Consider the following 24,111-nt stretch of genomic DNA (forward strand, 5'->3'; position numbering starts at 1 on the left):
TGGATAACCTCACCAAGTATGATAAACCTTGCGTCGACAATCGGAACCCTGAGCAAGGTTGAACACTCATGCAGCCCCATTTATCAATTAACGTGCCAAGATTGTTTCAGAGATAAATAGACATATATTCAACATGTTAACGAAAATAATCGATTACGTTGACACAAAGCTCCACCTATTTGTCCGATATTCTGGACAATCAGTAATGTCTTTAATCCAACATAAATCCGTAACATCCCTGCCACAGAGCGAAATGCCACGCCACAGGGGGTATCTATTTCGTAAAACGCAAAAAATCCCTGTCCAAAAAAACGGACAGGGATATGTCTTAAAAAACAGACTAAGCCACCACTCAGCCAAATTCATTGAAAATATATAAATTCCGGCCCCGCAACTGACAGAAATACGCATCAACCGTCATGCAGTTCCGGGCTCCAGTCAGGCTGGCTACAGACCAGTTACACGAAAAAACCAGGGAAGCTCTGCGTCAGTCCCTGATCTCGTGTTTTTTGAGCAATGCATAGAAATGGGATCTGGAGAGCCCGGAGACATTTAGAATTGTCGAAACATCCCCCTGGTACCGGGACAAAAGCTCCTCCAGATAACGCTTTTCAGCCATCCCCTTGAATATCTTTAATGGAGGCAGAGCGTCGCTGAGAAGACCGCCCACGGTTTCCGAAAAGGCAGCGACCTTTTTCTCAACAGGCTTGTCCGTTTTTTCAGACAGGGTTTTATCCGTGCGGTCATGTACTTCTGCTGATTCCCCGCGGTGACTCTTCCGGAGGTTGGATTTGGCCATTTTTATACGCAGCGCATCAGAAAGATGCATGGCATATATGGTATTACCGCTCCCGGCCGCAACAAAAGCCTGCTCAACAATATTGAAAAGCTGCCGAACGTTTCCGGGCCAGTCGTAATTATTAAGCACATCGTAAAAATCGGAATTGGCCACCTTGGGCGGCACCCCGTAACGCTGGCTCAACTTGGCCAGATGAAAATTAGTCAACTCTTCTATATCACCGCCCCGCTCCCGCAGAGCCGGAAGATGAATATGGATAGTCTGTATGCGGTAAAGCAGGTCCTGACGGAATTCTCCACGCCGAACCATCACTTCAAGGTCACGGTTTGTTGCGGCAATCAGCCTGAAATCACTTTTAAACTCCCTGTTTTCACCAACCGGGCGATAAGTGCGTTCCTGCAGAACACGCAGAAACGACTTCTGAACGGCAAGAGGCATCTCCCCTACTTCATCAAGGAACAGAGTTCCCTTGTCCGCAAGCGGAATCAAGCCCTTACGGTCCGCCTGTGCACCGGTAAAAGCTCCGCGCTTGTGCCCGAAAAGGGTACTTTCCACCAGAGTCTCGGTAAGCGAGGCACAGTCGACAACTACAAAATTATTCTGCGCCCTTCTGGAATTATCATGAATTGTTCGCGCGAAAAGTTCCTTACCGGTTCCCGTCTCTCCGTTGACCAGCACGTTTGCATCCGAGCCGGAGGCGTGCGCCACCAGATCATAGCAGTTTTTTATTTCAATGCTCTTGCCCACGATATTATCGAGATTGAGGGCTACACACTGGGTCTTGCTCTTTTTTTCGTTGTGGAACTCAAGTGCGCGCCGCATGGACAGGGATATCTGTTTCACAGATGACGGTTTGACCAGAAAATCCCAGGCTCCGCCCTGTATTGCAAGCTCGGCTCCGTCTGCATCGCCCTTTCCGGTAAGTATTATCACTTCCGGGCACCCGGATGATTCCTTTACCTTTTGCAGACAGTCAAGTCCGTTGCCGTCCGGCAGCGATATGTCCAGAAACACAACGTCAAAATCGTTTTCTCTGACCCGGGCAAGGCCGTCCTTGAGGTTGTAAGCGCTTACAGCATCGTGCCCGGCACGGGCAATAAGGCTTTCTATTGTTTCACAGACCTGAACATCATCGTCTATAATAAGAATTCTACCCATCTATCTTCTCCGGGGACATAAGAACTTCCCGCACAGCATCAGCAATAATGGTCTTGTTGTATGGTTTCATCAGAACCTTTCTGACATTAATTATCCCGGCATCCTCATCGCTCAGGTAGGAAAGAACCGTACGCCTGCCCGAAACTATCATTACAGGCAGTTCCGGAGCAACATCCTGCACCATTCTGGCAAGTTCTATTCCATTGGTGTGGGGCATATCATAATCCGTAATCATCATATCGAAACGGCCCGGATCTTCCAGAACAGCCTGGAAAGCATCCTGTGGAGAAGCAAGCGCCGTAACCCTGTAGCCCAGACTTTCCAGAATTCTCGGTGTGGTTTCCAGTTGATCCTCATCGTCCTCCACAAACAGAATATTCTCCTGTCCATGCGGAATTGCACCAAGGCTTGCATGAACCACATCCCGCAACTGTCCATGGACCGGAAGATAAATTTCAAACGAGGTCTTCACTTCCGGGCTGCTGCTTACCGAAATTCCACCGCCATGCCCCTTGACCAGTCCGTGCACAACGGCAAGTCCGAGTCCGGTGCCTTCGGCCTTGCCCTTGGTGGTGAAAAAAGGATCGAAAATCTTGTCCAGAATATCCACATCAATTCCCGGACCGTTGTCGGAAATTTCAAGGCGCAGGTAAACTCCCGGAGAAACCCGCATGAACTGGGCCTGCTCGTCGCCTACTTCCACGGTAGTGAGGGCGACAACAATACTCCCGCCGGCGCCGCGCAGGGATTGGAAGGAGTTGGTGCACAGATTCATTATCACCTGATGTATCTGGGTCGGGTCGGCCATGACCAGAGGCGCGCCATCCGGTACAACTGCCGACACCTCGATGTTACGCGGCAGCGAAGCCTTGATGAAGTCCACTGTTTCCTGGACAACCTCACCTATATCCGTAGGCTTGAACCCTTCCTGAGAAGGACGGCTGAAAGTAAGGATCTGCTTGACCACCCGGCTTCCGCGCTGTGCCGCCTTGATGGCCCGGTCAAGATCCTTCCAGGTTATGGTTCCCTCTTCAATATCGCTCAGAGCAAGCTCTACCGAGTTCATTATCGAGGTAAGAATATTGTTGAAGTCGTGGGCGATGCCACCTGCGAGCGTGCCTATGGCCTCCATTTTCTGCGACTGCAGCAACTGCTTTTCCAGATTTACCCTCAGCGTGACATCTTGGGCAGTGGAAAGGGTTCCGACCACCTGCCCCCTTTCGTTGTAGAGGGGAACCTTGTTGATCTCAAGCCAGACGGGGTCTATCCCCTCCCGAATCATAGCCCAGCTTATGCGCAGGATCGGCCTGCCGGTCTCAATCACCTTCCGGTCCCATACAGCGGCCTGTGCTGCAAACCTGTTGTCGGTTCCAAGCTCTGAATCGCTATACCCTATAATGGACGTTGGCAAACCTATTTCAAAAAAATCGGTAAATGAATGGTTGGCGCCAAGATAACGCTGATCCCGGTCTTTCCAGCAGATAAGCAGCGGAAGAGTATCCATCAGTATTTCCTGGAAAGACAGCTGGGCCGTAATCCTTTTTTCCACCTTGCGTCTCTGCAGGATGGAGATGACCAGCATGACCAGAATCAGGCTGAGAACAAGTATGGATACAATAATATTCCAGAAAACCTGCTTGTTCAATTTGTAAAAATAATCCGGCGTATTGATTATCACGCTGTCATCAGGGAGAAGTGCCCGGTCTATCTTGAAACGTTCGAGCACATTGTAATCGAACATGAATCGCTCATTCGTGGGGGTGACAACCCTTATCCTGGGCATTTGGCCGTTCTTCAGGATTCCTACAGCCATGTGAGCCGCCTGGGTCCCCTGCTCTATTCCGGAAAGCAGCTTGCCGCCCACGATACCGTGTCCCAACAGAAATTCCCAGACGCTGGAAATCATCACATCAGTATTATCGTAAATAATTTCCAGAACTTCTTCCGCACTGAAAAGTTCTCCGTGGGCACCTTTATAAAAAGGAGTAAAAAGCAGTATCTCATCCCGATCCATATTGCGGGCCTTTGCCAGCAATTCATCAAGCGAAAGATCGTTCCAGTAATCAAATGTCAGAGTATCTCTGAAATCAGGCTCGGCCTGACGTATCTGAGCCTGTATGGCCCGTGAAGTAACCGAATTGTCTCCGACTACAGAGACCTTGCTCAATCCGGGGACCAGCCGCAAAAAAAGATTGAGGTTAGCACGGATATCCGGGTGCTCCAGCACTCCGGCATAATTCTCCCTATCGCCGATGAGAGAAGGCTTGAAGTCATTGATTCCGCAAAAAACAACCGGCACCCCCGGAAACAGGGAATCCTGAAACCGGAGCATGAAATTCAAGGCATTGTTATCCGAAACAATTATGACAGAAAATTTGTAGCCCTTATATTTATAGGCATAGTAGGAATGAAGTATGTCCATGAATTCCTCGCGCTGAAAACGCTTGGTATCCATATACTCAATATGCAGGTCCACAGTCAGGCCGCTGGAGTTCAGAACATCCCGAACTCCTTTGAGAATATCATCAGACCATGCGTACCCGTTCTGGTAGGAATTGAGAAAAAGAATGTTGAATTTTTCACTTTCCGCAGATGCGTTTGCAGAAGTGAACATGATAACAACCAAAGTTGTAAAAGCCAGCAGGTATCTCACCGACAGAATTCTCCGTTTATATGCCAGGTACGCTTCACAAAAAGCCTGTAACCTCAAAAAATGGCGGATTCAAGGGTGCCGCAGGGTTTCTTCCGAATCAAAATCCCGCACGCGTAACCCACAACTATCACTTATCTACCGGAAACAAAGGACGCCCCGGCTCTTTCCGGACTATTCAAGAAGCGTACCGCATCTTCAATCTATACAACAGCAAGTGCAGCATGTTAACTAAATCCATACCATGTATTCCGGAGAAACAAATGCTGAAAATCATAATATTCGTACTCATTCTCTGCTGCACTCCCATCGGTCTTTATTTCGGGCCGTCCACCATGAATGTAGATGCCAAGCAACCGGTCAAAAATCCGATTATGGTCAGACTCGCCTCAAGCCCGGTAGGACCTCCGGCAGGAGAAAAAACCGGTTTTGACAATACCCGCATAAAATATCTGGGGACTCTGCTGCTAAGCAGTCCTCATCCTGCTTTCGGCGGATTTTCCGATCTGCTGGTCAGCCCGGACCGCAAAACATTTCTGGCTGTAAGCGATATGGGATTCTGGATCAAGGCCGGGATAAAGTACACTCCGGAGGGAGAACTTGCAGGCACGGACGCGGAAGCACAGCTCGGCCAGTTGCGCAATACGGAAGGCAACACATACGCAATCAAATACAACGCCGACGCAGAGGGGCTGAGCCGGGCTCCGGGATCAGGCTATCTTGTTTCTTTTGAACGAGTTCACCGCATAAACCGTTTTGATAATAAGGAACTGAGTCTGGCAGGAACCCCGGTTAACTTTCCTGTTCCTGAGGCGGTAAAGGATCTCCCCGAAAATGCGGGGCTTGAATCTCTTCTGCTGCTCCCGGACCAGCGTCTCATGGTTTTATCCGAAGGGGAACCGTCACAGGGAAACCATTCTTATGCGGCCGTAGTAAAAGACGGTTCGTGGACAGAATTCACCTACGTGCGCAGCGATGATTTCCGGCCCACGTCAGCCGGCAACCTTCCAGGCAACAAAATACTGGTTCTGGAACGCCGCTATACCGGCCCCGGAAGTCTGGGCATCAGATTCTCAACTTTCGGAGCAGATGAAATAAGCTCCGGTGCCGGAATAGTTCCATGCACTCTGTTCGAAATTAAAAATCCGCTTCCCCGAGACAACTTTGAAGGTCTGGACACTATCACCGCACCGGACGGGACAACCTACATCTACATCATTTCCGACGATAATTTCTCACCCGTACAGCATACTCTGCTGAGTCTTTTTAAACTGTCTCCCGAGCAATAAAAAACGGAGCAATTATATCCGCAAGTTACGCCGCTTTAATAATTTTATTCTGCAATTTAGACATGTTAATGCGAAAATAAAATTCATCTACAATTATAGGATGTTTGGCGTTTTTTCAAATTTTTATTTGCAGGGACGTTGTTTTGCCTCTTTAAAAGGGTTATATAATCAATAGCTGGATAAACCTTTTAACCGATGGAGACAGTCATGAAGAAAGACAAGCGCAAAGAAAAAAGCAAGGCACCGGCAGCATGTCCTGTTCTGCTGCTGGAAAATCCGAATGAACTGTTCATAATCAGCCAAGACAACTGGAACACTCAGGACAGCCGAACCTTCATTATGAACGCAGATTTCAGGCAAATGGACTCGGCAAAGGACAAGAGATAATATGCAGCCATACCGAAGAAAACGGAACTCGCTGAAACAGAGCACCCAAAAATGATCCCTCCTTTACAGATTAATCCTTAAAGGGGGGATCGCCTTAACGGGCCCTGAAACTGATAATAAACCTGGCTCCCTTGTCCTCCTTTCTTTCCAGCGTTCCGCCTATCTGACTGACCAGAGTATCAATAAGCACATGTCCCAGGCTTCCGGACCGTTCCAATCCGTTTGCCAACCCGACTCCATTGTCCGCTACGCTGATAATAACCAGATCACCTTCAAGAAACAGTTCCACTGAAACCTGTTTGGGTTTATCCGCGTATTCCTGCGGAAAAGCATGGCTGATAGCGTTTGTTATCAATTCGCTTACTATCAGCCCGCAAGGCAGGGCCTGCTCAATCGGCAGCATGATGGCTTCCAGTCGTGTCGAAAAATTGATTGTATTCGCCACCCCGTATGAACTGAACAACTTGAGACCCAATCCGGATATATACTGGCCGAAATCAATGCTGGTAAGGTCGTCCGAACGGTACAGCTGTTCGTGAACGTAGGCCATGGAGCGAACCCGGTCTATGCTGTGTCTGATCAGGGTAAGGTCTTTGGGGTCACTTATATAATCCGTTTGCAGATTCAGAAGGCTGCAGATGACCTGCATATTGTTTTTTACCCGGTGATGAACTTCCTTGAGCAGGGTTTCCTTTTCACGCAGGGACTGCCGTAGTTGCTGCTCGGACTTCCTCCGACCCAGAACGTTCCACATCCCGTTAAAAAGAAGTTCAAGATTTCTGAGATTATCGCCGGTGTAATCGCCATTGCGTTTGGCAACAACAGCAACAGCAACAACCCGACCGGCCTCAAAAATGGAAAGAGCGAGATAGTTATCAACAAGGCCGTCCGGGAACGGCTGCAGACACTCATGCTGATCCACGTTGTTGCAGTAAAAAGAGGTCCTACCGGTGATGGCCTGCACCCATGAACCGCATTCGGCAAGGTTGTCCGGTTTTGGAATAATTCCTGAAATCCCTGCCCTGTCCATACTGATCCAGTCATGGAACTGCACACTGCTGCCGTGCCCTTCAAGCCGGACAATGAAGCCGTATTCGCTCTCACTGAGTTCAATGCCGTGGCGGATGGCAAATTCAAAAAATGCATGGATGGACGTTTCATTCATATGGGCCATTTCATACAGGGCCTTGAAGCGCTTACGATTCAGGGCGGAAGTCTTGTAGGCATCAACGCGTTCCGCGATATCCCTGGCAATGGTCAGCATTTTATTTTTCCCGCCCAGGCAGATCATGCGGGAGTTTACTTCCACGGGGAGCTGTGTTCCGTCTTTGGTTACGAGGTAGACCTCCTCGACTCCCTTGGCCCTTCCTGCGCGGTCCGGCAATCCGGCAAAAAAGGTATCGCTGCTATCGGCACGAATCTCTGCTGGAGTCATTGTCAGCAACTCCGCTCGCGAATACCCCAGCCGCTCGCAGGCGACCTTGTTGACATCGGTAAACCTTCCGTTCACTCCGTGAACAAAAATGGCATCACCTGCACCGTCAAACAAGGCACGGGACATTCTTTCGGACTGTTTAAGCTCCTGCATGATTTTGTATTCAAAAGTTATATCCGCGATGATCACCTGCATTCCCTCAGGCCTCCCCCCGGAAGAACTTAGGGGAACGAACTTCAGGCGCAGATCAAGAGGATTGCCGGAAGGCAGCTGAAGCCTGCAGTCGCACTTTTCAACATGTCCGCAGGTCCAGGCAGAAGAAAAATGTTTCTCAAACAACTGCAGTTCCTTAGCGGGGAACAGGGACTGAAATTTAGCAATATTGAATGCCGAAAGCTCTGTCTCTAAAAGGTCGCAGGCACTTCTATTCATAAAAACAATTTCATTCGACTGATCAAAGACAAGCACCCCCTGATCGATATTTTCAACCAGCCGGATGCAGTGACCTATCGAGGTGCGACAATCAGAATGACCAGAACTTCCAAGCCCTGAACCGGGGGCATGACGTAAGTGGACTTTTGCCAGAACAGGACATGCCCGTTCCTGTTCCGGATCATTTTCGGGGCTCCCTTCATTGGAGTCATGGTAGGTATTCATTTTTACTCCGAAGACACGCGGTAAATACTGATCCGGATATTACAATAATCCACCCGGACCAGCTGTATCTCGGCTATAAATTCTTTTTTATCGCAGCCAGAATGCGGGAAGACGCCTGTTCATCACCGAGAATTCCGTAACGCACGGTCACCTCGGTAACCTTGGACGAGGAACTGCTCAAATCAATATAAACGGTTGTATCAACATCGACAGCTTTGATTGATGCGTCACTGAGCCTTTTCTTGGCGCTGTCTATTTTGAGATTAAGTTCCTTGCAGGCTGCAATAGCGGACTTATAGGTAGTGCCCAGATCGGCATTATACTTTTGCGTGGCTTTTCCTGCAACATATACATATGTTCCGCCGGCAGCAGCACCACCCAGCAGAACAACTCCGCAACCGGAAACAGATAGACAGAGGAAAATCATGAGAACCAGTGAAGTAATCTTTTTAACAGACATTGGTCAATTCTCCCTTCAGATATATTAAACAGGTTCATAAGCGGTGTCGGGACGAATATGTACCACACTTAACCGTCCGTCAACTCCATAGGTCCGGCAATGGATCCAATTACCACAAACAAAAAAAGCGGCCTAAAACGACCGCTTTGAAAACAAAATTATTGCTGTGGATTAAAGGATGTGATTTTCACGTAGTTCGCTCATGACATGAACTTTATTGAACGGCTTCACTATATAACAACTGGCATATCCTTTAAAAAAGGCCTGACTGACGTTCTTGGTATCCTTCAAAGAGGTAATCATTACCAGCTTGAATTCATCCGGACCGGTTACAAGCAGTTCCTTTTCCAGTTCACGCAATTTACGTGTAGCCTCATGCCCATCCATTTCAGGCATAAGGATATCCATAAAAACAGTGGTATACGGTTCATTTTCCTCATGCGCTTTTCTGTACATATCAATCGCCTCTGCACCGCTGAAAGCGGCTTCGCAGCGTGCATACGGCGACAAAAGCTGTGTTAAATACATATGGACGGCTTCATCATCATCAATAATCAGGAACCTCATACGCCCTCACTTCCTTATTATGCTTATGGCAGACAATTATCCATCTGAAAGATTAACTTCAAGAATAAAGAAAAGATAAATGCATAGCAACCAGGAAAAATATTTATTTCACAAAAGATAAAAAAACATACCGGAAAAGAAAACGCCGCCCCTCTTACAAGGAACGGCGCTCATATCAACTATCAGGGCTTAAACTAGATGTCCACTCCGTAAGCCTTGATGACGGCCATCCCGCCATGTGTATTGAGAACTTCCTTGAAGCCAAGAGCGTCAAGCATTACCTGCGCTTCATAGGAACGGCCTCCGGTATTGCACACGAGAACAAGTTTCTTGTCGCGTGGAATCTCATCATAGCGTTGCGGAATTTCACCCTGCGGAACATTGTGCCAGTATTCCGGATATTTTTCCAGGAAAGGCTCGGCATCAGCATGTTCGCGGACATCAAGGAAACAATAATCGCCGCTTTCACGGTCAGCCCAGTACTCTGCGAAAATATCCGGACCTTGTCCGTGGTTCATTCCGGAAAGAGCGTTATCCGCCATATTTGCAATGGCGTTCAGAACGTCCATTGCCGATGCGAACGGCGGGGAGTAAGCGACCTCAAGGTTGCTGACATCCTCGATTTTGGGCTGAAATTTCATTATTGCAGCAACCGCGTTGATGCGGCCGACCATGGCATCGCCACCGGCGGAAAATCCCTGAATACCCAGAACCCTGCGCGTGGCCTTGTCCACTACCATTTCAAGGGTCATCATGTCCTTTTCAGGATAGAAATGAGCCCTGTCCGCCATAATGAGCATTACGCTTACGGCATCGAATCCGGCCTGCCTTGCAGCACCGAGACTCATTCCTGTTCCGGACATGGCCCGTTCGAAAATCTTCACTACCCAGGAACCTGCTGCAGGAGGAAATTTTTCATCATGCCCGGCAAGGTTGCCGCCGATTACACGGCCCTGCCTGTTGGCCATTGAACCCATGGGAAGAAACATGGGGTCACCTGTTACCGCATTCTTGATGATAACGCAGTCCCCGCCTGCAAAAATCAGCGGATCGGAAGTCCGCATGGCCTCGTCGACGATGATACCGCCGCGTTCGCTGCACTCAAGTCCGCATTCACGGGCCAGCTTGTCGTTGGGGATAACTCCGGCCGAGATGATAACCAGATCAGCCTCAACCTCGCCTCCGGCAGTGACAACCTTTTCAACCTTGCCGTTGCCTTCAATGCTTGAAACTGTCTGACCGAGAACGAAATTGACGCCCTGCTCTTCCATATGAAGCTGGCCCATTCTTGCCAGAACAGGGCTGCACATACGCGGAAGAATCTGATCGAAAATTTCTATAACAGTGGTCTCTATACCCCACATGTCGGCAAAGGATTCAGCCATTTCAAGGCCGATGAACCCGGCGCCGACCACAACGGCCTTGCCGTATTTACCCTGAGTTATGCCCTGCTTGATGCGTTCAGCGTCATGCATGTTGCCGACGTAAAAAACGTTCTCAAGATCTTCACCCGGCAGGTTGAGTTTGCGGGGGGTCGCGCCGGTGCCGATTACGAGCTGATCGTAATCGAGGACGCTTTCCTCTCCGGTCTTTAAATTTTTGATGTGGACCTGCTTGTTGGCGCGGTCGATACTGGTTGCTTCCGTGGAAGAAAGCACATCGACTCCCTTGATATCCTTGAAAAAGGGTTCATCGCGCACCATGTGAAAAGCCGTGCTGCGGAGCTGGTTTGCTTCCGAAACATCACCGGATACAAAATAAGGTATTCCGCAACCGCCGTATGAAAATACATCATCTCTATCAATGAGTGTGACCTTTGCGTCCTGCCTGATGCGCTTGAAGCGACAGGCAGCCTTGGGACCAAGCGCAACGGCACCTATGACAACTACATGTTCTGACATGAACCGAACCTCTGCGTTGAGATTAACATTACTCCTGAACCTAGAACGTCCAGAAGAGGAATTGTCTTTGGTTTAGCAACTAATCATTTTACGGAATAAACGCAAGCGGATGGACTGATAAACATCGGTTGCATTCAGCAGAAAAAGCTCTTTTGAACATGGAGATAAACGAAAAAAAAGACGGGAACCGGTATACCGATTCCCGCCATACTTAATAACAACAGTCAGAAAAGGTCCTACTTAACCTCTCCGGCTTCAAAACCGATCTTGTTGATGATTTCCTTCACCTTTTCAGGATCGACAGGAGCAGCTTCTTCAAAAGTGGCGCTGGCGTCATCAAGGCTGACCTTAACATCCGTTACACCTTCAAGGCCGCTCAGAGCCTTTTCAACGGACGCTACACAATGCATGCAACTCATACCCTTTACTTCGACTTTTTTCATAATCCTCTCCGTTGAATCAGAGTTGATAAAATAAATTCAGACTAGTTATTCTGCAGCCATTCAATGGCTTCTGCGAAATCAAGAGAACCGGTATAAATGGCCCTGCCGGAAATCGCACCTTCAAGCCCCTTGGGAGCGAGCGGATACAGATTTATTATATCTTCAAGGGTAGCAACACCTCCGGCGGCAATTACCGGAAGCTTAGTTTTGGCACAAAGATCGGAAAGAGCGTTGACATTCACTCCGGTCTGCATGCCGTCCCTGCTGATATCCGTGTAAATAATAAACGCAGCACCGGCGGATTCAATCCGGGGGAGAATGTCGAAGACCGATATTCCGGCATCCTCAACCCACCCTCTGGACTTCAGCTGTCCGTTTACAGCGTCAAGGGATACACCGATCTGGCCCGGAAATTTTGCACACAGTTCGGCAAATGTTTTCTCATCCTCAAGAGCCATGGTCCCGATAATCAAACGCTTAACACCGGCTTCAATGTACTTGGAGGCGGTAGCTATATCGCGGATGCCTCCTCCAAGCTGAACGGGTATGCTCAATTGGGAACATATTTTCCGGATCAGTTCAAAATTCTTGGGAACTCCGCTGAACGCACCGTCCAGATCTACTACGTGCAGATACTGTGCGCCCTGGTTTTCCCAGTAATTTGCCTGGGCAACAGGGTCGCTGGAAAAAACAGTAACGGCGTCAGCCTGTCCCTGAGAAAGGCGTACACACACGCCGTCCTTGATATCCACCGCGGGAAAAATAATCATAAACCAAGCTCCGTAAGTCCAGTCTCAAGGGCCTCGTCAGCAAGCTCCATGGCCTTGACCCATTTGCCTCCGCGTTTGAAAAACGTATCCGCGTTCAGCATATTCGCCGTAAGGGGCTGCTGGGTTTCGTCAAAATGGTAGCGTCTGACAATACGCTTGTTGTTAACATCAATAAGGTACAGGTCTAGAATAACGGATGCAGGCTGGATGTTGTAATCCGCCTTTTTCATTCCGCGAAGATCCTGCCAGAAAATAACCTGCGGGACCAGAATGTAATCGGCTGTCATGCATTCCCCTACTTTTATCCAATAAGAAAATGCGGCCTCACGCCGGGACCCCATATTTTCAAAAACCTCAATTTCCTGACATTGTCTTGTAATTGCCGGACGGGCGTACCCTTTCACGCCATGACGGGCAAGAACCGCGACCATTTTCTCATCCAGCTGCTGCAGAACCTCCGGCTTGATAGGCTGACCTTCATGGGGAAGGTAGCCGGCCAGAAGCTCCCAGTTGAAAACAGGATTGGTAAAACCTGCCACAGCGATGGTTCCCACCGGGCGCGGCAGCTTCACAATCTCACTCTTGCTGGCACAACCGTTCAGGAACGCCAGAGACAAAACACAAATCAGGATAAGGGGAAAAACTCTTTTCATCATCAGTCGAGACTCCCTTTTGTACTGGAAACACCTCGTCTTTCAACGGCCAGAGCATTGCGGAAAGCAAGCCCCAGAGCCTTGAACGCACCTTCCAGAAGGTGGTGCCCGTTGCGTCCGTATTCGAACTTGATGTGCAGATTCATTCCTGCCTTGAAGGCAAGGGATTTGAAAAATTCACGCCAGACATCCTTCTCGTCCCCGGCGATAATCGGGGGCAACATGTCGTCATCATACACAAGATAGGCTCTACCGGAAAGGTCAATAACAACCTCCACAAGGGCTTCATCCATGGGGACCTTGGCAAAACCGATACGGTTGATGCCCTTGCGGTCGCCCATGGCTTCCTGAATGGCCTGCCCCATAACCAGGGCAATATCCTCCAGAGTATGATGCGAATCGATTTCAAGGTCTCCCTTGCACTTGAGATCAAGATCAAAACCGGCCCAGAAACTCATGAGAGTGAGCATGTGGTCGGCAAACCCGACTCCGGTCGAGATGGAGGTCTGCCCGTTCCCGTCCAGATTTATGGTCAGGGCAATATCCGTTTCCTTTGTTGTGCGGGAAATCGATGCGGATCTCTGTGACAAAATCAACCTCTCTTATATTGTGCCGCCGTGGGGCATTACATTTCAATCATATCTTCTTCGTAGCCCGAACTTTTGGAAACCGACTTATCCTTCCGGGATTTTTCAGAATCCACATCCGCGTTTTCAGCCGAAGCAGGAGATTCATCCGGTTTAGTTCCGGCATCAGCTTGCTCATGTCCGGCCTGATCTTCACCGGAAGGTCCGGGAGAATCCGGTCCGGAATCATCAGGTCCTCCGGCTTGCTTCTTAGCCTTGCGTCCGCCGCGTTTACCGAAGAAGTAGGCTACCCATATGCCTATTTCATACAGCAGGATAAGCGGTGCGGCCATCAGCGTCTGAGTCATGACATCCGGCGGAGTCAGGATAGCTGAGCAGATGAAACATACCAGTATGGCATATTTACGCTTGCTGCGAAGCCCTTCAGCCGTGACTACACCCAGACGGGCGAGAAAGAAAATAAACAGCGGAAGCTCGAAAATCACACCGAAGGCAAAGAGGAGTTTGAGCGAAAAGCCCAGATACTCATTCAGGGTGGGCATCGGCCTGATGAACTCATCGGCAAAGCCCATAAAAAACTCACATCCGAAGGGAAACACCACATAATATCCGAAAAGTGCTCCTCCCACGAAGAAAAATGCGGAAAGAAAAGCCAGCGGGATCATCCATTTCCGCTCATGCTCGTAAAGCCCCGGCGCAATGAATCCCCATACCTGGGAAAAGATGTACGGCGAGACTGCAAAAATCCCGGCGACAAAGGCCACTTTCAAGTAAGTTACAAACCCTTCGGGCAGGGAAGTAAAAATGAGTGTGGAGTTTTCCGGCAGAACCGCCACCAGCGGAGCCATGAGCAGAGAGAAAAGAGGCTTGGCAAAAGAATAACAGGCCAGAAAACCGACTGCACAGGCTATGAAAATTCGTATGAAACGCTTGCGCAGTTCCTCAAGGTGCTCAAGAAAAGTCATGGGAGCTTCGTCTTCATCAAGCTCCTCATCATCTTCCTCAGCATCCCCGCTGTCCGCTGCTACAATATCGCCGTTGCTTTCGGCAGGAAGGGCGGTTTCCGAATCCGTCCCGCTATTGCCGCCGTTACCGGCCGCGTCTTCAGCGTCTTCTGGATTTTCCCCGGACTGTTCAGAGGGTTCTTCAACCTTTTCCGTTTCTTCGGGGTTCTCCTTTTCTAATTCGTGCGAATCTTTCTCCGCCGGACTCATGCCTTTTCACCCTCGGCTTCGGTCTTTGCGGTTTCTGCAGTTTCTCCGGCCTCGGCTTTTTCCTGCTTCACAGAATTTTCTGCCACCGGCTGTTCTGCTTCGGGCTTGGAGTCAGTATCGTCAGTCTGCTGCTGTTTTTCCGCCTCTGCCTGGCGAGCGCGCTCCATGGCCTCAGCTTCCGCTTTCTTACGGGCAGCTTCCTTTTCCACTGCTTCCTTGGCCTTCCTTTCGTCATCAGCAGCTGAAATCTCAGCATCCAGAGTATTCTTCACATCATTGGACATCTTCTTGACTTCGGAAAGACCGCGTCCAAGATTTTTGATAAGTTCAGGGAGCTTCTGGGGCCCGATAAGAATCAGGGCCACGACCAAAATAACAAGAAGTTCTGTTGAACCGATACCGAACATATTTAATCCTTGTTCATTGTGGCGGATAAACCTTGTACATACTGCAAGCCTGCACCCTGTTCCCTAAAAGGATTTGCCGCGCAGGCCCCCACACGAATTGCTGAAGTCTTGTAACCGATTTCGGAAACTTTATCTACGTATTATCCAACCCGAAATTGGCCCCGATTCAAGTTAATGTAATATTTTGGCAACATCCGGCTCTTCTGGACGAAAAAACCGGATTCCGTTCACAGCATCCAGGCCGTGAGCGGAATCCGGGTATATTTTACAGATGCGGACAGAAGTCGTCCGCAAACTTATCGGTAACTATTCCCATTCAATGGTTGCCGGCGGCTTGGAAGAGATATCCAGCACAACCCTGTTGACTCCCTTGACCTCATTGATGATCCGGTTGGACATACGGGCAAGGATATCATTGGGGATACGGCTCCAGTCCGCGGTCATGGCATCGATGCTGTCCACTATGCGCAGTGCAATGACATGCTCATAGGTACGATCATCGCCCATGACTCCGACGGTCTTAAGCGGCAGCAGCACTGCAAATCCCTGCCAGACCTTGCGGTACCAGCCGGTTGCATGCATTTCGTGCTGTACGATTTTATCTGCCTGACGCAGTATTTCAAGGCGTTCATCGGTAATGTCGCCGAGAACACGGATAGCCAGTCCCGGACCGGGGAAAGGCTGTCTCCAGATAATGTGTTCCGGAAGGCCCAGTTCATAGGCGACCTTGCGGACCTCATCCTTGAAGAGTTCACGCAGGGGCTCGACCAGGTCGAGGTCCATATCTTCGGGCAGTCCGCCCACATTGTGGTGGGACTTGATTACTGCGGAAGGGCCCTTGAATGATTCGGACTCGATAACATCGGGATAAAGGGTTCCCTGAGCAAGAAACTTGACGTCCTTGAGCGCAGTGGCTTCCTCATTGAACACGTCGATAAACGTGTAGCCGATGATCTTGCGTTTTTTCTCGGGATCCTCAACACCTTTAAGCTTATCAAGGAACAGCCTTGCAGCGTCCACGCATTTCACATTCAGGTCGAAGTGCTCTTCGAGAAATCCGATTACTTCTTCCCTTTCGTGCATGCGCAGCAGACCGTTATCCACGAAGATGCAGTGCAGTCTTTTTCCGATGGCCTTATGCAGCAGAACTGCAACAACCGTGGAATCGATTCCGCCGGAAAGTCCGAGAACAACCTTGTTGTCCCCGATCTTCTCACGCATCTCTTCAATGCTTCTTTCCACAAAGGAGGACATGGACCAGTCGGCCTGCAGTCCGGCTATTTTGAATATGAAGTTGTTTATGATTGTCGTACCGCTCTCGGTGTGAGCAACTTCCGGGTGGAACTGCAGAGCGTACATTTTCTTTTCCTCATTGGCCATGGCCGCAAAAGGAATGGACTCGGTAGTACCGCAGACCTTGAAACCTTCGGGAATTGCTTCCACACGGTCTCCGTGACTCATCCACACGGTGAGCTTGTCGGCATCGTCGATACCGTCCCAGAGAACGCAGTCACCGGATGCACAGAATTCAGCGCGACCGTATTCTCGATCAGAGGAGGAAACAACTCTTCCGCCCAGATCATTGGTCATCAGCTGCATACCGTAGCAGATGCCGAGTACGGGTACGCCCATCTCCAGCAGAGAGCGGTCAAGCTGCGGAGAATCCTTTTCCAGTACGGACGAAGGTCCGCCGGACAGAATCAGCGCTCCGGGCCTGAGTTCCTTGATTTTCCGAGGGTCCGCGTTGCAGGGGTGAATTTCGGAATACACTCCCGCCTCACGGATTCTGCGGGCAATCAGCTGTGTGAACTGGGACCCGAAATCCAGAATGATTACTTTGTTATCGTGCTGCATGACGACTCCTGAAGATTAGTAGGAATCAACCCGGTAGTTGGGAGCTTCCTTGGTAATGATTACGTCGTGGACGTGACTTTCCTTGAATCCTGCGGGAGACATGCGGGTAAACTGGGCCTTTTCAGACATTTCTGCGATGTTGGCACATCCCACATAACCCATGCCGGAACGCAGTCCGCCGATGATCTGGTAGATACTGTCGGAAACGGGTCCCTTGTAGGGAACTCTGCCGACAATACCTTCAGGAACCAGCTTGTTGGTGTCCTTCTGGAAATAACGGTCGGAGCTGCCCTTCTTCATGGCGTCAATGGAACCCATGCCGCGGTAGAGTTTGTAGCTGCGACCCTGATAAAGAACTTTTTCTCCGGGGCTTTCATCGGTTCCGGCAAACATGGAGCCCATCATGACGGTGTTGGCTCCTGCGACCAGTGCCTTGACAACATCACCGGAAAATTTGATCCCGCCGTCTCCGATAACGCATACACCGCGTTCCTGGCAGGCTCTGGCGGCTTCCATGATGGCGGTGACCTGAGGAACGCCGACTCCGGCAACAACACGGGTGGTGCAGATGGAACCGGGGCCGATACCGACCTTAACGGCATTTACACCGGCATCAATCAGAGCCATTGCGCCGTCATAGGTTGCGATGTTGCCGCCGATGATCTGGGTATCCGGAAAACATGAACGCAGTTCGCGGATGGCGTCCAGAATTCCTTTGGAATGTCCGTGAGCGGAGTCAAGGGTAAGAAAGTCGACACCGGCCTGGACAAGAGCGGAGCTTCTGTCCATCAGGTCACGTCCGACGCCGATAGCCGCACCCACGCGAAGCCTGCCCTGAGAATCCTTGGCAGCGTTGGGGTATTTCTTGACCTTGTCGATATCCTTGATGGTGATCAGACCGGTCAGCTTGTTTTCCTCATCAACAACCAGCAGTTTTTCGATGCGGTTGGTGTGCAGATGCCTTTTGGCCTCTTCGGAGGAAATCCCTTTCTGCACGGTGATCAGGTTGCGGCTGGTCATCACCTCGGAAATGGGTGTGTTGCGGTCAGTGATGAAACGAACGTCGCGGTTGGTTATGATGCCGACAAGATGATCTCCCTTTACAACCGGGAAACCGGAAATCTTGAACTCGGCCATAAGGTCGAGAGCCTTGCCTACGGTGTCATCGGGATGCACAGTGATCGGATCGGTGACCATTCCGGATTCGGACTTCTTGACCCTTTCAACTTCGCGCACCTGATTGCGGATGCTCATATTCTTGTGGACTACGCCGACGCCGCCGTGGCGGGCCATCTGAATAGCCATCATGGACTCGGTAACGGTATCCATGGCGGCACTTACAAGGGGAATTCCGAGGGTGATTTCCTCGGTGAGTTTGGCGGAAACGTCCACCTGATCGGGAAGAACTTCCGAATAGGCGGGCAAAAGCAGAACATCGTCAAAAGTCAGAGCCTGACCTACTACCTTTTCCATGTTGCCCTCTCAAAAGGATTTGAAATATTATCTAAAAGAAAAGAGAAATCATTAGATAGATGATTCCTCTCAAGGCTTAAGCCCGGTCTTCCGGCGGTCAACAGGACTCGCTGCCGTCAGCTTCATTCGGGTTCTGGCAGGTACTTCCCTGCCGGGATTTTCAATCTGTATTGAACAGAGTATATACTTTTTCGCGCCGGACTCAAGGCCGGAACGGAAAAGATATTTAAAAGTGTTCGGCCCCGCATATTTGCGGGGCCGAGTTTTGTCAACAATTAACTTTTCGTTAGAGTCCGAGGTACGCCTTCTTTATGTCCTCGTTCGCCAGCAGATTCTCGCTGCTGTCGGAGAGCGTAATCTCCCCGTTTTCCATGACATAACCCCTGTGCGCAGTCTTCAGCGCCAGGTTGGCATTCTGCTCTACAAGAAAAACGGTGGTCCCGCTCTCCTCATTAATTTTTTTAATTATTTCAAAAATCTGTCTGATGATCAACGGCGCAAGACCAAGCGAAGGTTCGTCAAGCAGCAGAAGCTTGGGACGAGCCATCAGCGCTCTTGAAATGGCCAGCATCTGCTGTTCGCCGCCGGAAAGGTTACCACCGGCCTGCCTGCGGCGTTCCCAGAGGATGGGAAACAGTTCGAAGACATGGTCCATATCTTCCTTTATCCCGGCCTTGTCATCACGCAGGAAAGCGCCCATATCCAGATTTTCGACAATAGTCAGATCGGGAAAGATGAGGCGCCCTTCCGGGACCTGCGAGATACCCATCTTAACGATATTGTCTGGTTTTTTCCTGTGAATGGGCACGCCGTTGTACAAAACCTCTCCTGACCTTGGAGGCACAACCCCGCTTATGGTCATGAGAGTTGTTGTTTTCCCGGCTCCGTTGGCACCGATCAGAGTTATGATCTCTCCCTGCTCGACTTCGATATTGATATTGCGCAGGGCCTGAATGTTTCCGTAGTAGGTATTTACGTTCTTAAGCTTAAGCATCGAGGTCTTCTCCGAGATATGCCTTGATGACAGCGGGATTCGTGCTGACTTCCTCAGGTGTACCGTGGGCTATTTCCCGTCCGTATTCCAGCACGAACAGGCGGTCCGATAGGGACATGACCATTTTCATGTCGTGCTCGATAAGCAAAACAGAAATTTTGTGTCTTTCCTTGATGGACACGATGAGTTCTTCCAGCTCCAGTGTTTCCTGCGGGTTCATACCGGCTGCAGGCTCATCAAGCAGCAGCAGGAATGGATCCGTAGCCAGGGCGCGGGCAATTTCCAGTCGGCGCTGTGCTCCATACGGAAGGTTGCGGGCCAGTTCATCCGCGAACTGTTCCAGTCCCAACTCCTTCAGCAGTTCGTAGCTTTTCAGGATAGTCTCCTGCTCCTCCCGCCTGGTACCCGGACCGCGCAGTACGGCACCGAGAAAAGTTGCTTTGGTGCGGCAATGACAACCTATCATGACATTTTCGATGACAGACATGGAAGGAAAGAGCCTGATATTCTGAAATGTACGGGCCATTCCAAGCTCGGTCACTTTATTCGGCTTACGCCCGTTGATACGGGTGAATCCTTTTCCACGTGGATCAATATTCACATCCCCGTAGGTGGGAGTATATATACCGGTAATGCAGTTGAAGAAAGTAGTCTTGCCTGCACCGTTGGGGCCTATAAGGGCCACAATCTCCCCTTCCTTCACATCAAGATCGACATCATCAAGAGCTCGCAGGCCGCCGAAGTCCTTGCAGACGCCTTTTACTTCCAGAACCGTTCTTTTTTCATTACTCATTGACGTCACCCAAAGCCTTTTTCACGGCACTGATATCTATTTTCTTTCGCACGTCACGGACAAGCCCCTGAGGCCTGAAAACCATCACCAGCACCATGGTGGCGCCGAAAATAAGCATCCTGTATTGTGAAAACTCTCTCAGATATTCCGGCATAAGAATGAGGACCAGCGCACCGAGAATAACCCCGAGGATGGATCCCATACCGCCTAGAACAACGATGGAAAGGATAATTGCCGATTCAAGAAAGGTAAACGATGCAGGGTTGATAAAGGTTGTCTTTGCGGCAAAGACAACTCCGACCATCCCGGCCCAGGTAGCACCCAGGGAGAAGGCCATGAGCTTGGTCTTCATCTTGTCAATCCCCATAGCCTGGCACGCGATTTCATCTTCGCGCAGAGCCTGCCATGCCCTGCCCACACGTGAATTTTTCAGCCGGTTGACAACAAAAATGGTGAATACGACCAAGGCCAGCATCAGGTAGTACATAAAATCAACCTGGGCGACGAATCCCTTGGCAAGCCCGAAAAATTCAGGTCTGGCAATGTTGGATATCCCGGAAGGTCCATGCGTGAACTCACCCCAGTTTTCAAGAACGAGCCTGATGATCTCCCCGAAACCGAGAGTAACGATAGCCAGATAGTCACCCCGAAGCCTGAGCACAGGAAAACCGAGCAGAATACCGCAGAATGCTCCGAGAAGAGCGCCGATAGGCAGCGCGACCCAGAAGCTGATTCCCCAGTACATGTTCATCAGGGCGTAGGAATAGGCCCCTACGGCGTAGAAGGCCACGAACCCCAGATCAAGAAGCCCTGCAAGACCGACAACAATGTTCAGCCCCAGACCAAGCACCACGTAGATGAGTGCGGAGGTCATGACGTTGACCTGATACATTGAAAAGAGTTTCGGGAATGCCAGAGCAAACAGGCTGATACCGATCAGAGCAGGCCAGTAGATTCTGGGATTGGCCAGCAGCCGGTTCATGATGGTTATTTTTTCCTTGCCGGACTCTTCCTCGGCCTTGCGCCCCTTTTCCTTGCGCTCCATCAGGAAACGCCAGACAAAAGAAAGGACAAACGCGGCCGCCCCCACATAAAGGACCCGGTCCAGATGCCAGGTAACGGACTGATCTATCGAGTTCACGAAGACCCCCATAATGGGCAGGGTCAGAAACATGAACCACAAGCCAGCCACTATTGATTTTTTCAAGCCGTCCATATCAAAATATATCCGTTTTTCTTTTTTTGGTCAGCAGAAACAGTTTCCTGCGGGCCGCATGCCCAAGACCGTTAAACCTTCTGAACAGGAGCCTTTCCGAGAAGCCCGGACGGCCTGAAGATCAGGATGAGAACCAGAAGAGCGAATGCGAAGACATCCTCATAGTCACTGGATACATACCCGGTGCAGAAACTCTCGGTCCATCCCAGAATCAATCCGCCGAGCACGGCACCGGGAACGGAACCGATACCGCCCAGAACAGCCGCGGTGAACGCTTTGATACCCGCAATGAATCCAATGTAAAAGTTGATCTGACCGATATGGGAAGCAATAAGCACGCCCCCTACTGCAGCCAGCGAAGAACCGATGACAAAAGTGGCGGAAATGACGTTGTCTACATTGATGCCGACAAGCATGGCCATTTTACGGTTCTGAGCTGTAGCACGCATCGCCTTGCCCATTCTCGTGAACTTGATGAAAAGGTTAAGAGCCACCATGACAATTGCAGCCACCACGATGATTACCAGGTCGGATGAACCGACCATTGACGCATATTTTTCGAGAAAACCGAATTCGGGAATCATGGAGGGGAAGGAAAGAAAGTCTGAAGTCTGCGCAAGCATCACGTAATTCTGCAGAAATATTGACATGCCGATGGCGGAAATAAGCGGCGAAAGTCTCGGCGCGGAGCGCAGCGGACGGTACGCTATTTTTTCAATAGTATACCCGTATGCTGCAGCATAGACTATCGCTGCCATCGTGGCCAGAATCATGATAGAGACTTCAGGAAAACCGAAACTGGTCAGAACCCCTGCTACCGTCAGCCCCACAAACGCCCCGATCATATATATTTCGCCGTGTGCGAAGTTGATCAGTTCGATAATGCCGTAAACCATGGTGTAACCGAGGGCTATAAGCGCGTATATGCTTCCTCTGGTCAGACCGCTGAAGAATAGTTCCAGAAAATATTCCATTTAAGACCCTGCTGAATCAAGACTCAGGGGACAGACCAGTGTAGGCCCGTCCCCTGAACCGGAATTACTGTGTTTTGGGAACTTGGAAGATTACTTTACTTCCACGTATTCGCCGTTTTTGACCTGGTATACGGAGAAACCTACACCGATGGCATCACCCTTGGCATCAAACTTGATTTTACCAACGGGAGTTTCAACTTCATGATTGCGGAGAGCGTCAACAATCTTGCCGTATTCGGTGGACTGAGCGAATTCAATGGCCTTCAGCAGAGCCTGGGCTGCGGAGTATGCTTCAAAGAAGAATGTTCCGGGCTCGGCGCCATAGTGGGAAGCCTTGTACTGGTCAAGAGCAACCTTGTACATGGGGTTGCCGGTGATGTCCTGAGGACCGGTTGCGTATACACCTTCAGCTGCGTCGCCGGCGATGTCGATAAAAGTCTGGGCCTTTACGCCGTCATCGGAAAGGAAGGGGATGGTCATTTTTTTCTTGCGCATCTGGATTACGATCTTGGAAGCTTCAGGATGATAACCACCGAAGATAACGCCGTCTGCACCGGAAGCCTTGATTTTCTGGACAACTGCGGAGTAATCAACTGCGCCGGGGGTTACGCCTTCGAAAAGTGCAACTTTGACACCGGCTTCTTCAACGTACTTCTTGGTCCATTCGGCAAATCCCTTACCGTAGTCACCCTTGTCGTGAATGATGGCGATGTTCTTGAGGCCGAGTTTTTCGGTAGCGAACTTGCAGGCCAGAGCGCCCTGGGCATCATCGGATGCGATGGTTCTGAAAAAGTTGGGATAGTCGCCGCTGAGAGTAAGAGCGGGGTTGGTTGCCGAGGGAGACATGCAGACCAGGTTGGCATCTTTGTAGATGGGAAGAGCTGCCTTGGTTGCGCCGGAGCATATGTGGCCGAGGATAACGGTTGCGCCGTCAGACAGCAGTTTCATGGCTGCGTTGGTGGCGAATTCGGGTTTGCACTGGTCATCCTGAGTAGAAATAACAACCTGCATTCCGTTAACTCCGCCGGCATCGTTGATTGCTTTTACAACCAGTTTTGCTGCTTCCACAGTGGGAAGTCCGTAGGAAGCGAGGTCGCCGCTTTGAGCGCCCGGAACACCGAGAATAATTGTACCTCCCGCAAATGCGGAACCGAAACTACCGATGGTGAGCATAAACGCTACCAGCAGAGTCAGCATAGAACGTTTCATCATAACACTCCTTGACTGCGTTGATTTTAGGCTTTTCGCCAGAATTCCATATTCCTCTACGTCACAGCTCGTGTCCCGAACATAAGGCACAAGATGAAACGTGAAATACCCTATCATGCGAAAGCTGAGGTTGAAAACCTCTGCTGCGGCTCAATCTTCCCAAACTCTCTTCCTGTCCTGATCCGGCAAGACGGACAAAATTCAGAGAATCACAGAATAAC

The 24,111-nt window shown here is 50.2% G+C and carries 21 protein-coding genes; 2 read left to right on the forward strand and 19 right to left on the reverse strand.

What is annotated here, in order from left to right:
- Positions 1–487: 487 nt before the first annotated feature.
- Positions 488–1,957, reverse strand: a complete 1,470-nt coding sequence (locus ACKU4E_RS06930) for a sigma-54 dependent transcriptional regulator (protein WP_320170350.1) — start codon at positions 1,955–1,957, stop codon at positions 488–490.
- Complete coding sequence (locus ACKU4E_RS06935; RefSeq protein WP_320170351.1) at positions 1,950–4,571, reverse strand: ATP-binding protein; 2,622 nt, start codon at positions 4,569–4,571, stop codon at positions 1,950–1,952. The genes ACKU4E_RS06930 and ACKU4E_RS06935 overlap by 8 nt, the downstream gene beginning before the upstream one ends.
- A 299-nt stretch (positions 4,572–4,870) precedes the next feature.
- On the opposite strand from ACKU4E_RS06935, the gene ACKU4E_RS06940 reads away from it, so the two are divergent.
- Together ACKU4E_RS06940 and ACKU4E_RS06945 are read left to right on the forward strand one after the other, a co-directional pair.
- The gene (locus ACKU4E_RS06940) at positions 4,871–5,896 is read left to right on the forward strand and encodes an esterase-like activity of phytase family protein (RefSeq protein WP_320170352.1); all 1,026 of its coding nucleotides are present in this window, start codon (positions 4,871–4,873) and stop codon (positions 5,894–5,896) included.
- Positions 5,897–6,103: 207 nt separating this feature from the next.
- A complete protein-coding gene (locus ACKU4E_RS06945; protein ID WP_320170353.1) occupies positions 6,104–6,283 on the forward strand; it encodes a hypothetical protein in 180 nt (59 codons plus the stop codon).
- Positions 6,284–6,377: 94 nt separating this feature from the next.
- Here the strand turns inward: ACKU4E_RS06945 and ACKU4E_RS06950 are convergent, their stop codons facing one another.
- The 17 genes from ACKU4E_RS06950 to ACKU4E_RS07030 all read right to left on the reverse strand — a co-directional run bounded on the left by ACKU4E_RS06950 (position 6,378) and on the right by ACKU4E_RS07030 (position 23,890).
- Entirely contained in the window at positions 6,378–8,375 is a 1,998-nt protein-coding gene (locus ACKU4E_RS06950) for a histidine kinase dimerization/phosphoacceptor domain -containing protein (RefSeq protein WP_320170354.1), read from the reverse strand.
- 73 nt (positions 8,376–8,448) lie between these two features.
- On the reverse strand, positions 8,449–8,835 hold the full coding sequence (locus tag ACKU4E_RS06955) for a DUF3568 domain-containing protein (RefSeq protein WP_320170355.1): 387 nt from the start codon (positions 8,833–8,835) through the stop codon (positions 8,449–8,451).
- A gap of 171 nt (positions 8,836–9,006) precedes the next feature.
- Complete coding sequence (locus tag ACKU4E_RS06960; RefSeq protein ID WP_320170356.1) at positions 9,007–9,402, reverse strand: response regulator; 396 nt, start codon at positions 9,400–9,402, stop codon at positions 9,007–9,009.
- Positions 9,403–9,596: 194 nt separating this feature from the next.
- Positions 9,597–11,303 (reverse strand): FAD-dependent oxidoreductase, encoded by a 1,707-nt coding sequence (locus ACKU4E_RS06965; RefSeq protein ID WP_320170357.1) that lies wholly within the window; start codon positions 11,301–11,303, stop codon positions 9,597–9,599.
- A gap of 236 nt (positions 11,304–11,539) precedes the next feature.
- On the reverse strand, positions 11,540–11,746 hold the full coding sequence (locus tag ACKU4E_RS06970) for a heavy metal-associated domain-containing protein (protein WP_320170358.1): 207 nt from the start codon (positions 11,744–11,746) through the stop codon (positions 11,540–11,542).
- Between the two features lie 41 nt (positions 11,747–11,787).
- Positions 11,788–12,516 carry a 1-(5-phosphoribosyl)-5-[(5-phosphoribosylamino)methylideneamino]imidazole-4-carboxamide isomerase gene (hisA, locus tag ACKU4E_RS06975; protein WP_320170359.1) on the reverse strand — a complete coding sequence of 243 codons (729 nt, stop codon included), beginning with the start codon at positions 12,514–12,516 and terminating at the stop codon, positions 11,788–11,790.
- The gene (locus tag ACKU4E_RS06980; protein ID WP_320170360.1) at positions 12,513–13,172 is read right to left on the reverse strand and encodes a hypothetical protein; all 660 of its coding nucleotides are present in this window, start codon (positions 13,170–13,172) and stop codon (positions 12,513–12,515) included. Before ACKU4E_RS06980 ends, hisA begins: the two co-directional genes overlap by 4 nt.
- Complete coding sequence (gene hisB / locus ACKU4E_RS06985; RefSeq protein WP_320170361.1) at positions 13,172–13,759, reverse strand: imidazoleglycerol-phosphate dehydratase HisB; 588 nt, start codon at positions 13,757–13,759, stop codon at positions 13,172–13,174. Before hisB ends, ACKU4E_RS06980 begins: the two co-directional genes overlap by 1 nt.
- Before the next feature lie 35 nt (positions 13,760–13,794).
- Positions 13,795–14,970 (reverse strand): twin-arginine translocase subunit TatC, encoded by a 1,176-nt coding sequence (tatC, locus tag ACKU4E_RS06990; RefSeq protein WP_320170362.1) that lies wholly within the window; start codon positions 14,968–14,970, stop codon positions 13,795–13,797.
- Positions 14,967–15,377 (reverse strand): Sec-independent protein translocase protein TatB, encoded by a 411-nt coding sequence (gene tatB, locus ACKU4E_RS06995; RefSeq protein ID WP_320170363.1) that lies wholly within the window; start codon positions 15,375–15,377, stop codon positions 14,967–14,969. The genes tatC and tatB overlap by 4 nt, the downstream gene beginning before the upstream one ends.
- A gap of 306 nt (positions 15,378–15,683) precedes the next feature.
- Positions 15,684–17,231: a glutamine-hydrolyzing GMP synthase gene (gene guaA, locus ACKU4E_RS07000; RefSeq protein WP_320170364.1), complete on the reverse strand. Its 1,548-nt coding sequence runs from the start codon at positions 17,229–17,231 to the stop codon at positions 15,684–15,686.
- A 15-nt stretch (positions 17,232–17,246) separates the two neighbouring features.
- A complete protein-coding gene (guaB, locus tag ACKU4E_RS07005) occupies positions 17,247–18,704 on the reverse strand; it encodes an IMP dehydrogenase (RefSeq protein WP_320170365.1) in 1,458 nt (485 codons plus the stop codon).
- Between the two features lie 286 nt (positions 18,705–18,990).
- Positions 18,991–19,698, reverse strand: a complete 708-nt coding sequence (locus tag ACKU4E_RS07010; protein ID WP_320170366.1) for an ABC transporter ATP-binding protein — start codon at positions 19,696–19,698, stop codon at positions 18,991–18,993.
- Positions 19,691–20,491, reverse strand: a complete 801-nt coding sequence (locus tag ACKU4E_RS07015; protein ID WP_320170367.1) for an ABC transporter ATP-binding protein — start codon at positions 20,489–20,491, stop codon at positions 19,691–19,693. Before ACKU4E_RS07015 ends, ACKU4E_RS07010 begins: the two co-directional genes overlap by 8 nt.
- Entirely contained in the window at positions 20,484–21,707 is a 1,224-nt protein-coding gene (livM, locus tag ACKU4E_RS07020; RefSeq protein ID WP_320170368.1) for a high-affinity branched-chain amino acid ABC transporter permease LivM, read from the reverse strand. The genes ACKU4E_RS07015 and livM overlap by 8 nt, the downstream gene beginning before the upstream one ends.
- A 71-nt stretch (positions 21,708–21,778) precedes the next feature.
- Positions 21,779–22,681: an ABC transporter permease subunit gene (locus ACKU4E_RS07025; protein ID WP_320170369.1), complete on the reverse strand. Its 903-nt coding sequence runs from the start codon at positions 22,679–22,681 to the stop codon at positions 21,779–21,781.
- 90 nt (positions 22,682–22,771) lie between these two features.
- Positions 22,772–23,890, reverse strand: a complete 1,119-nt coding sequence (locus ACKU4E_RS07030) for a branched-chain amino acid ABC transporter substrate-binding protein (RefSeq protein WP_407944110.1) — start codon at positions 23,888–23,890, stop codon at positions 22,772–22,774.
- Between the last annotated feature and the right edge of the window lie 221 nt (positions 23,891–24,111).

Source organism: Maridesulfovibrio sp. (assembly GCF_963677005.1).
GTDB lineage: Bacteria > Desulfobacterota > Desulfovibrionia > Desulfovibrionales > Desulfovibrionaceae > Maridesulfovibrio.

Excerpts from the sequence above, each read along its gene's own strand:
- ACKU4E_RS06930 (WP_320170350.1), bottom strand. The coding sequence starts at position 1,957 with ATGGGTAGAATTCTTATTATAGACGATGATGTTCAGGTCTGTGAAACA.
- ACKU4E_RS06935 (WP_320170351.1), bottom strand. The coding sequence starts at position 4,571 with ATGTTCACTTCTGCAAACGCATCTGCGGAAAGTGAAAAATTCAACATT.
- ACKU4E_RS06940 (WP_320170352.1), top strand. The coding sequence starts at position 4,871 with ATGCTGAAAATCATAATATTCGTACTCATTCTCTGCTGCACTCCCATC.
- ACKU4E_RS06945 (WP_320170353.1), top strand. The coding sequence starts at position 6,104 with ATGAAGAAAGACAAGCGCAAAGAAAAAAGCAAGGCACCGGCAGCATGT.
- ACKU4E_RS06950 (WP_320170354.1), bottom strand. The coding sequence starts at position 8,375 with ATGAATACCTACCATGACTCCAATGAAGGGAGCCCCGAAAATGATCCG.
- ACKU4E_RS06955 (WP_320170355.1), bottom strand. The coding sequence starts at position 8,835 with ATGTCTGTTAAAAAGATTACTTCACTGGTTCTCATGATTTTCCTCTGT.
- ACKU4E_RS06960 (WP_320170356.1), bottom strand. The coding sequence starts at position 9,402 with ATGAGGTTCCTGATTATTGATGATGATGAAGCCGTCCATATGTATTTA.
- ACKU4E_RS06965 (WP_320170357.1), bottom strand. The coding sequence starts at position 11,303 with ATGTCAGAACATGTAGTTGTCATAGGTGCCGTTGCGCTTGGTCCCAAG.
- ACKU4E_RS06970 (WP_320170358.1), bottom strand. The coding sequence starts at position 11,746 with ATGAAAAAAGTCGAAGTAAAGGGTATGAGTTGCATGCATTGTGTAGCG.
- hisA (WP_320170359.1), bottom strand. The coding sequence starts at position 12,516 with ATGATTATTTTTCCCGCGGTGGATATCAAGGACGGCGTGTGTGTACGC.
- ACKU4E_RS06980 (WP_320170360.1), bottom strand. The coding sequence starts at position 13,172 with ATGATGAAAAGAGTTTTTCCCCTTATCCTGATTTGTGTTTTGTCTCTG.
- tatC (WP_320170362.1), bottom strand. The coding sequence starts at position 14,970 with ATGAGTCCGGCGGAGAAAGATTCGCACGAATTAGAAAAGGAGAACCCC.
- tatB (WP_320170363.1), bottom strand. The coding sequence starts at position 15,377 with ATGTTCGGTATCGGTTCAACAGAACTTCTTGTTATTTTGGTCGTGGCC.
- guaA (WP_320170364.1), bottom strand. The coding sequence starts at position 17,231 with ATGCAGCACGATAACAAAGTAATCATTCTGGATTTCGGGTCCCAGTTC.
- guaB (WP_320170365.1), bottom strand. The coding sequence starts at position 18,704 with ATGGAAAAGGTAGTAGGTCAGGCTCTGACTTTTGACGATGTTCTGCTT.
- ACKU4E_RS07010 (WP_320170366.1), bottom strand. The coding sequence starts at position 19,698 with ATGCTTAAGCTTAAGAACGTAAATACCTACTACGGAAACATTCAGGCC.
- ACKU4E_RS07015 (WP_320170367.1), bottom strand. The coding sequence starts at position 20,491 with ATGAGTAATGAAAAAAGAACGGTTCTGGAAGTAAAAGGCGTCTGCAAG.
- livM (WP_320170368.1), bottom strand. The coding sequence starts at position 21,707 with ATGGACGGCTTGAAAAAATCAATAGTGGCTGGCTTGTGGTTCATGTTT.
- ACKU4E_RS07025 (WP_320170369.1), bottom strand. The coding sequence starts at position 22,681 with ATGGAATATTTTCTGGAACTATTCTTCAGCGGTCTGACCAGAGGAAGC.
- ACKU4E_RS07030 (WP_407944110.1), bottom strand. The coding sequence starts at position 23,890 with ATGAAACGTTCTATGCTGACTCTGCTGGTAGCGTTTATGCTCACCATC.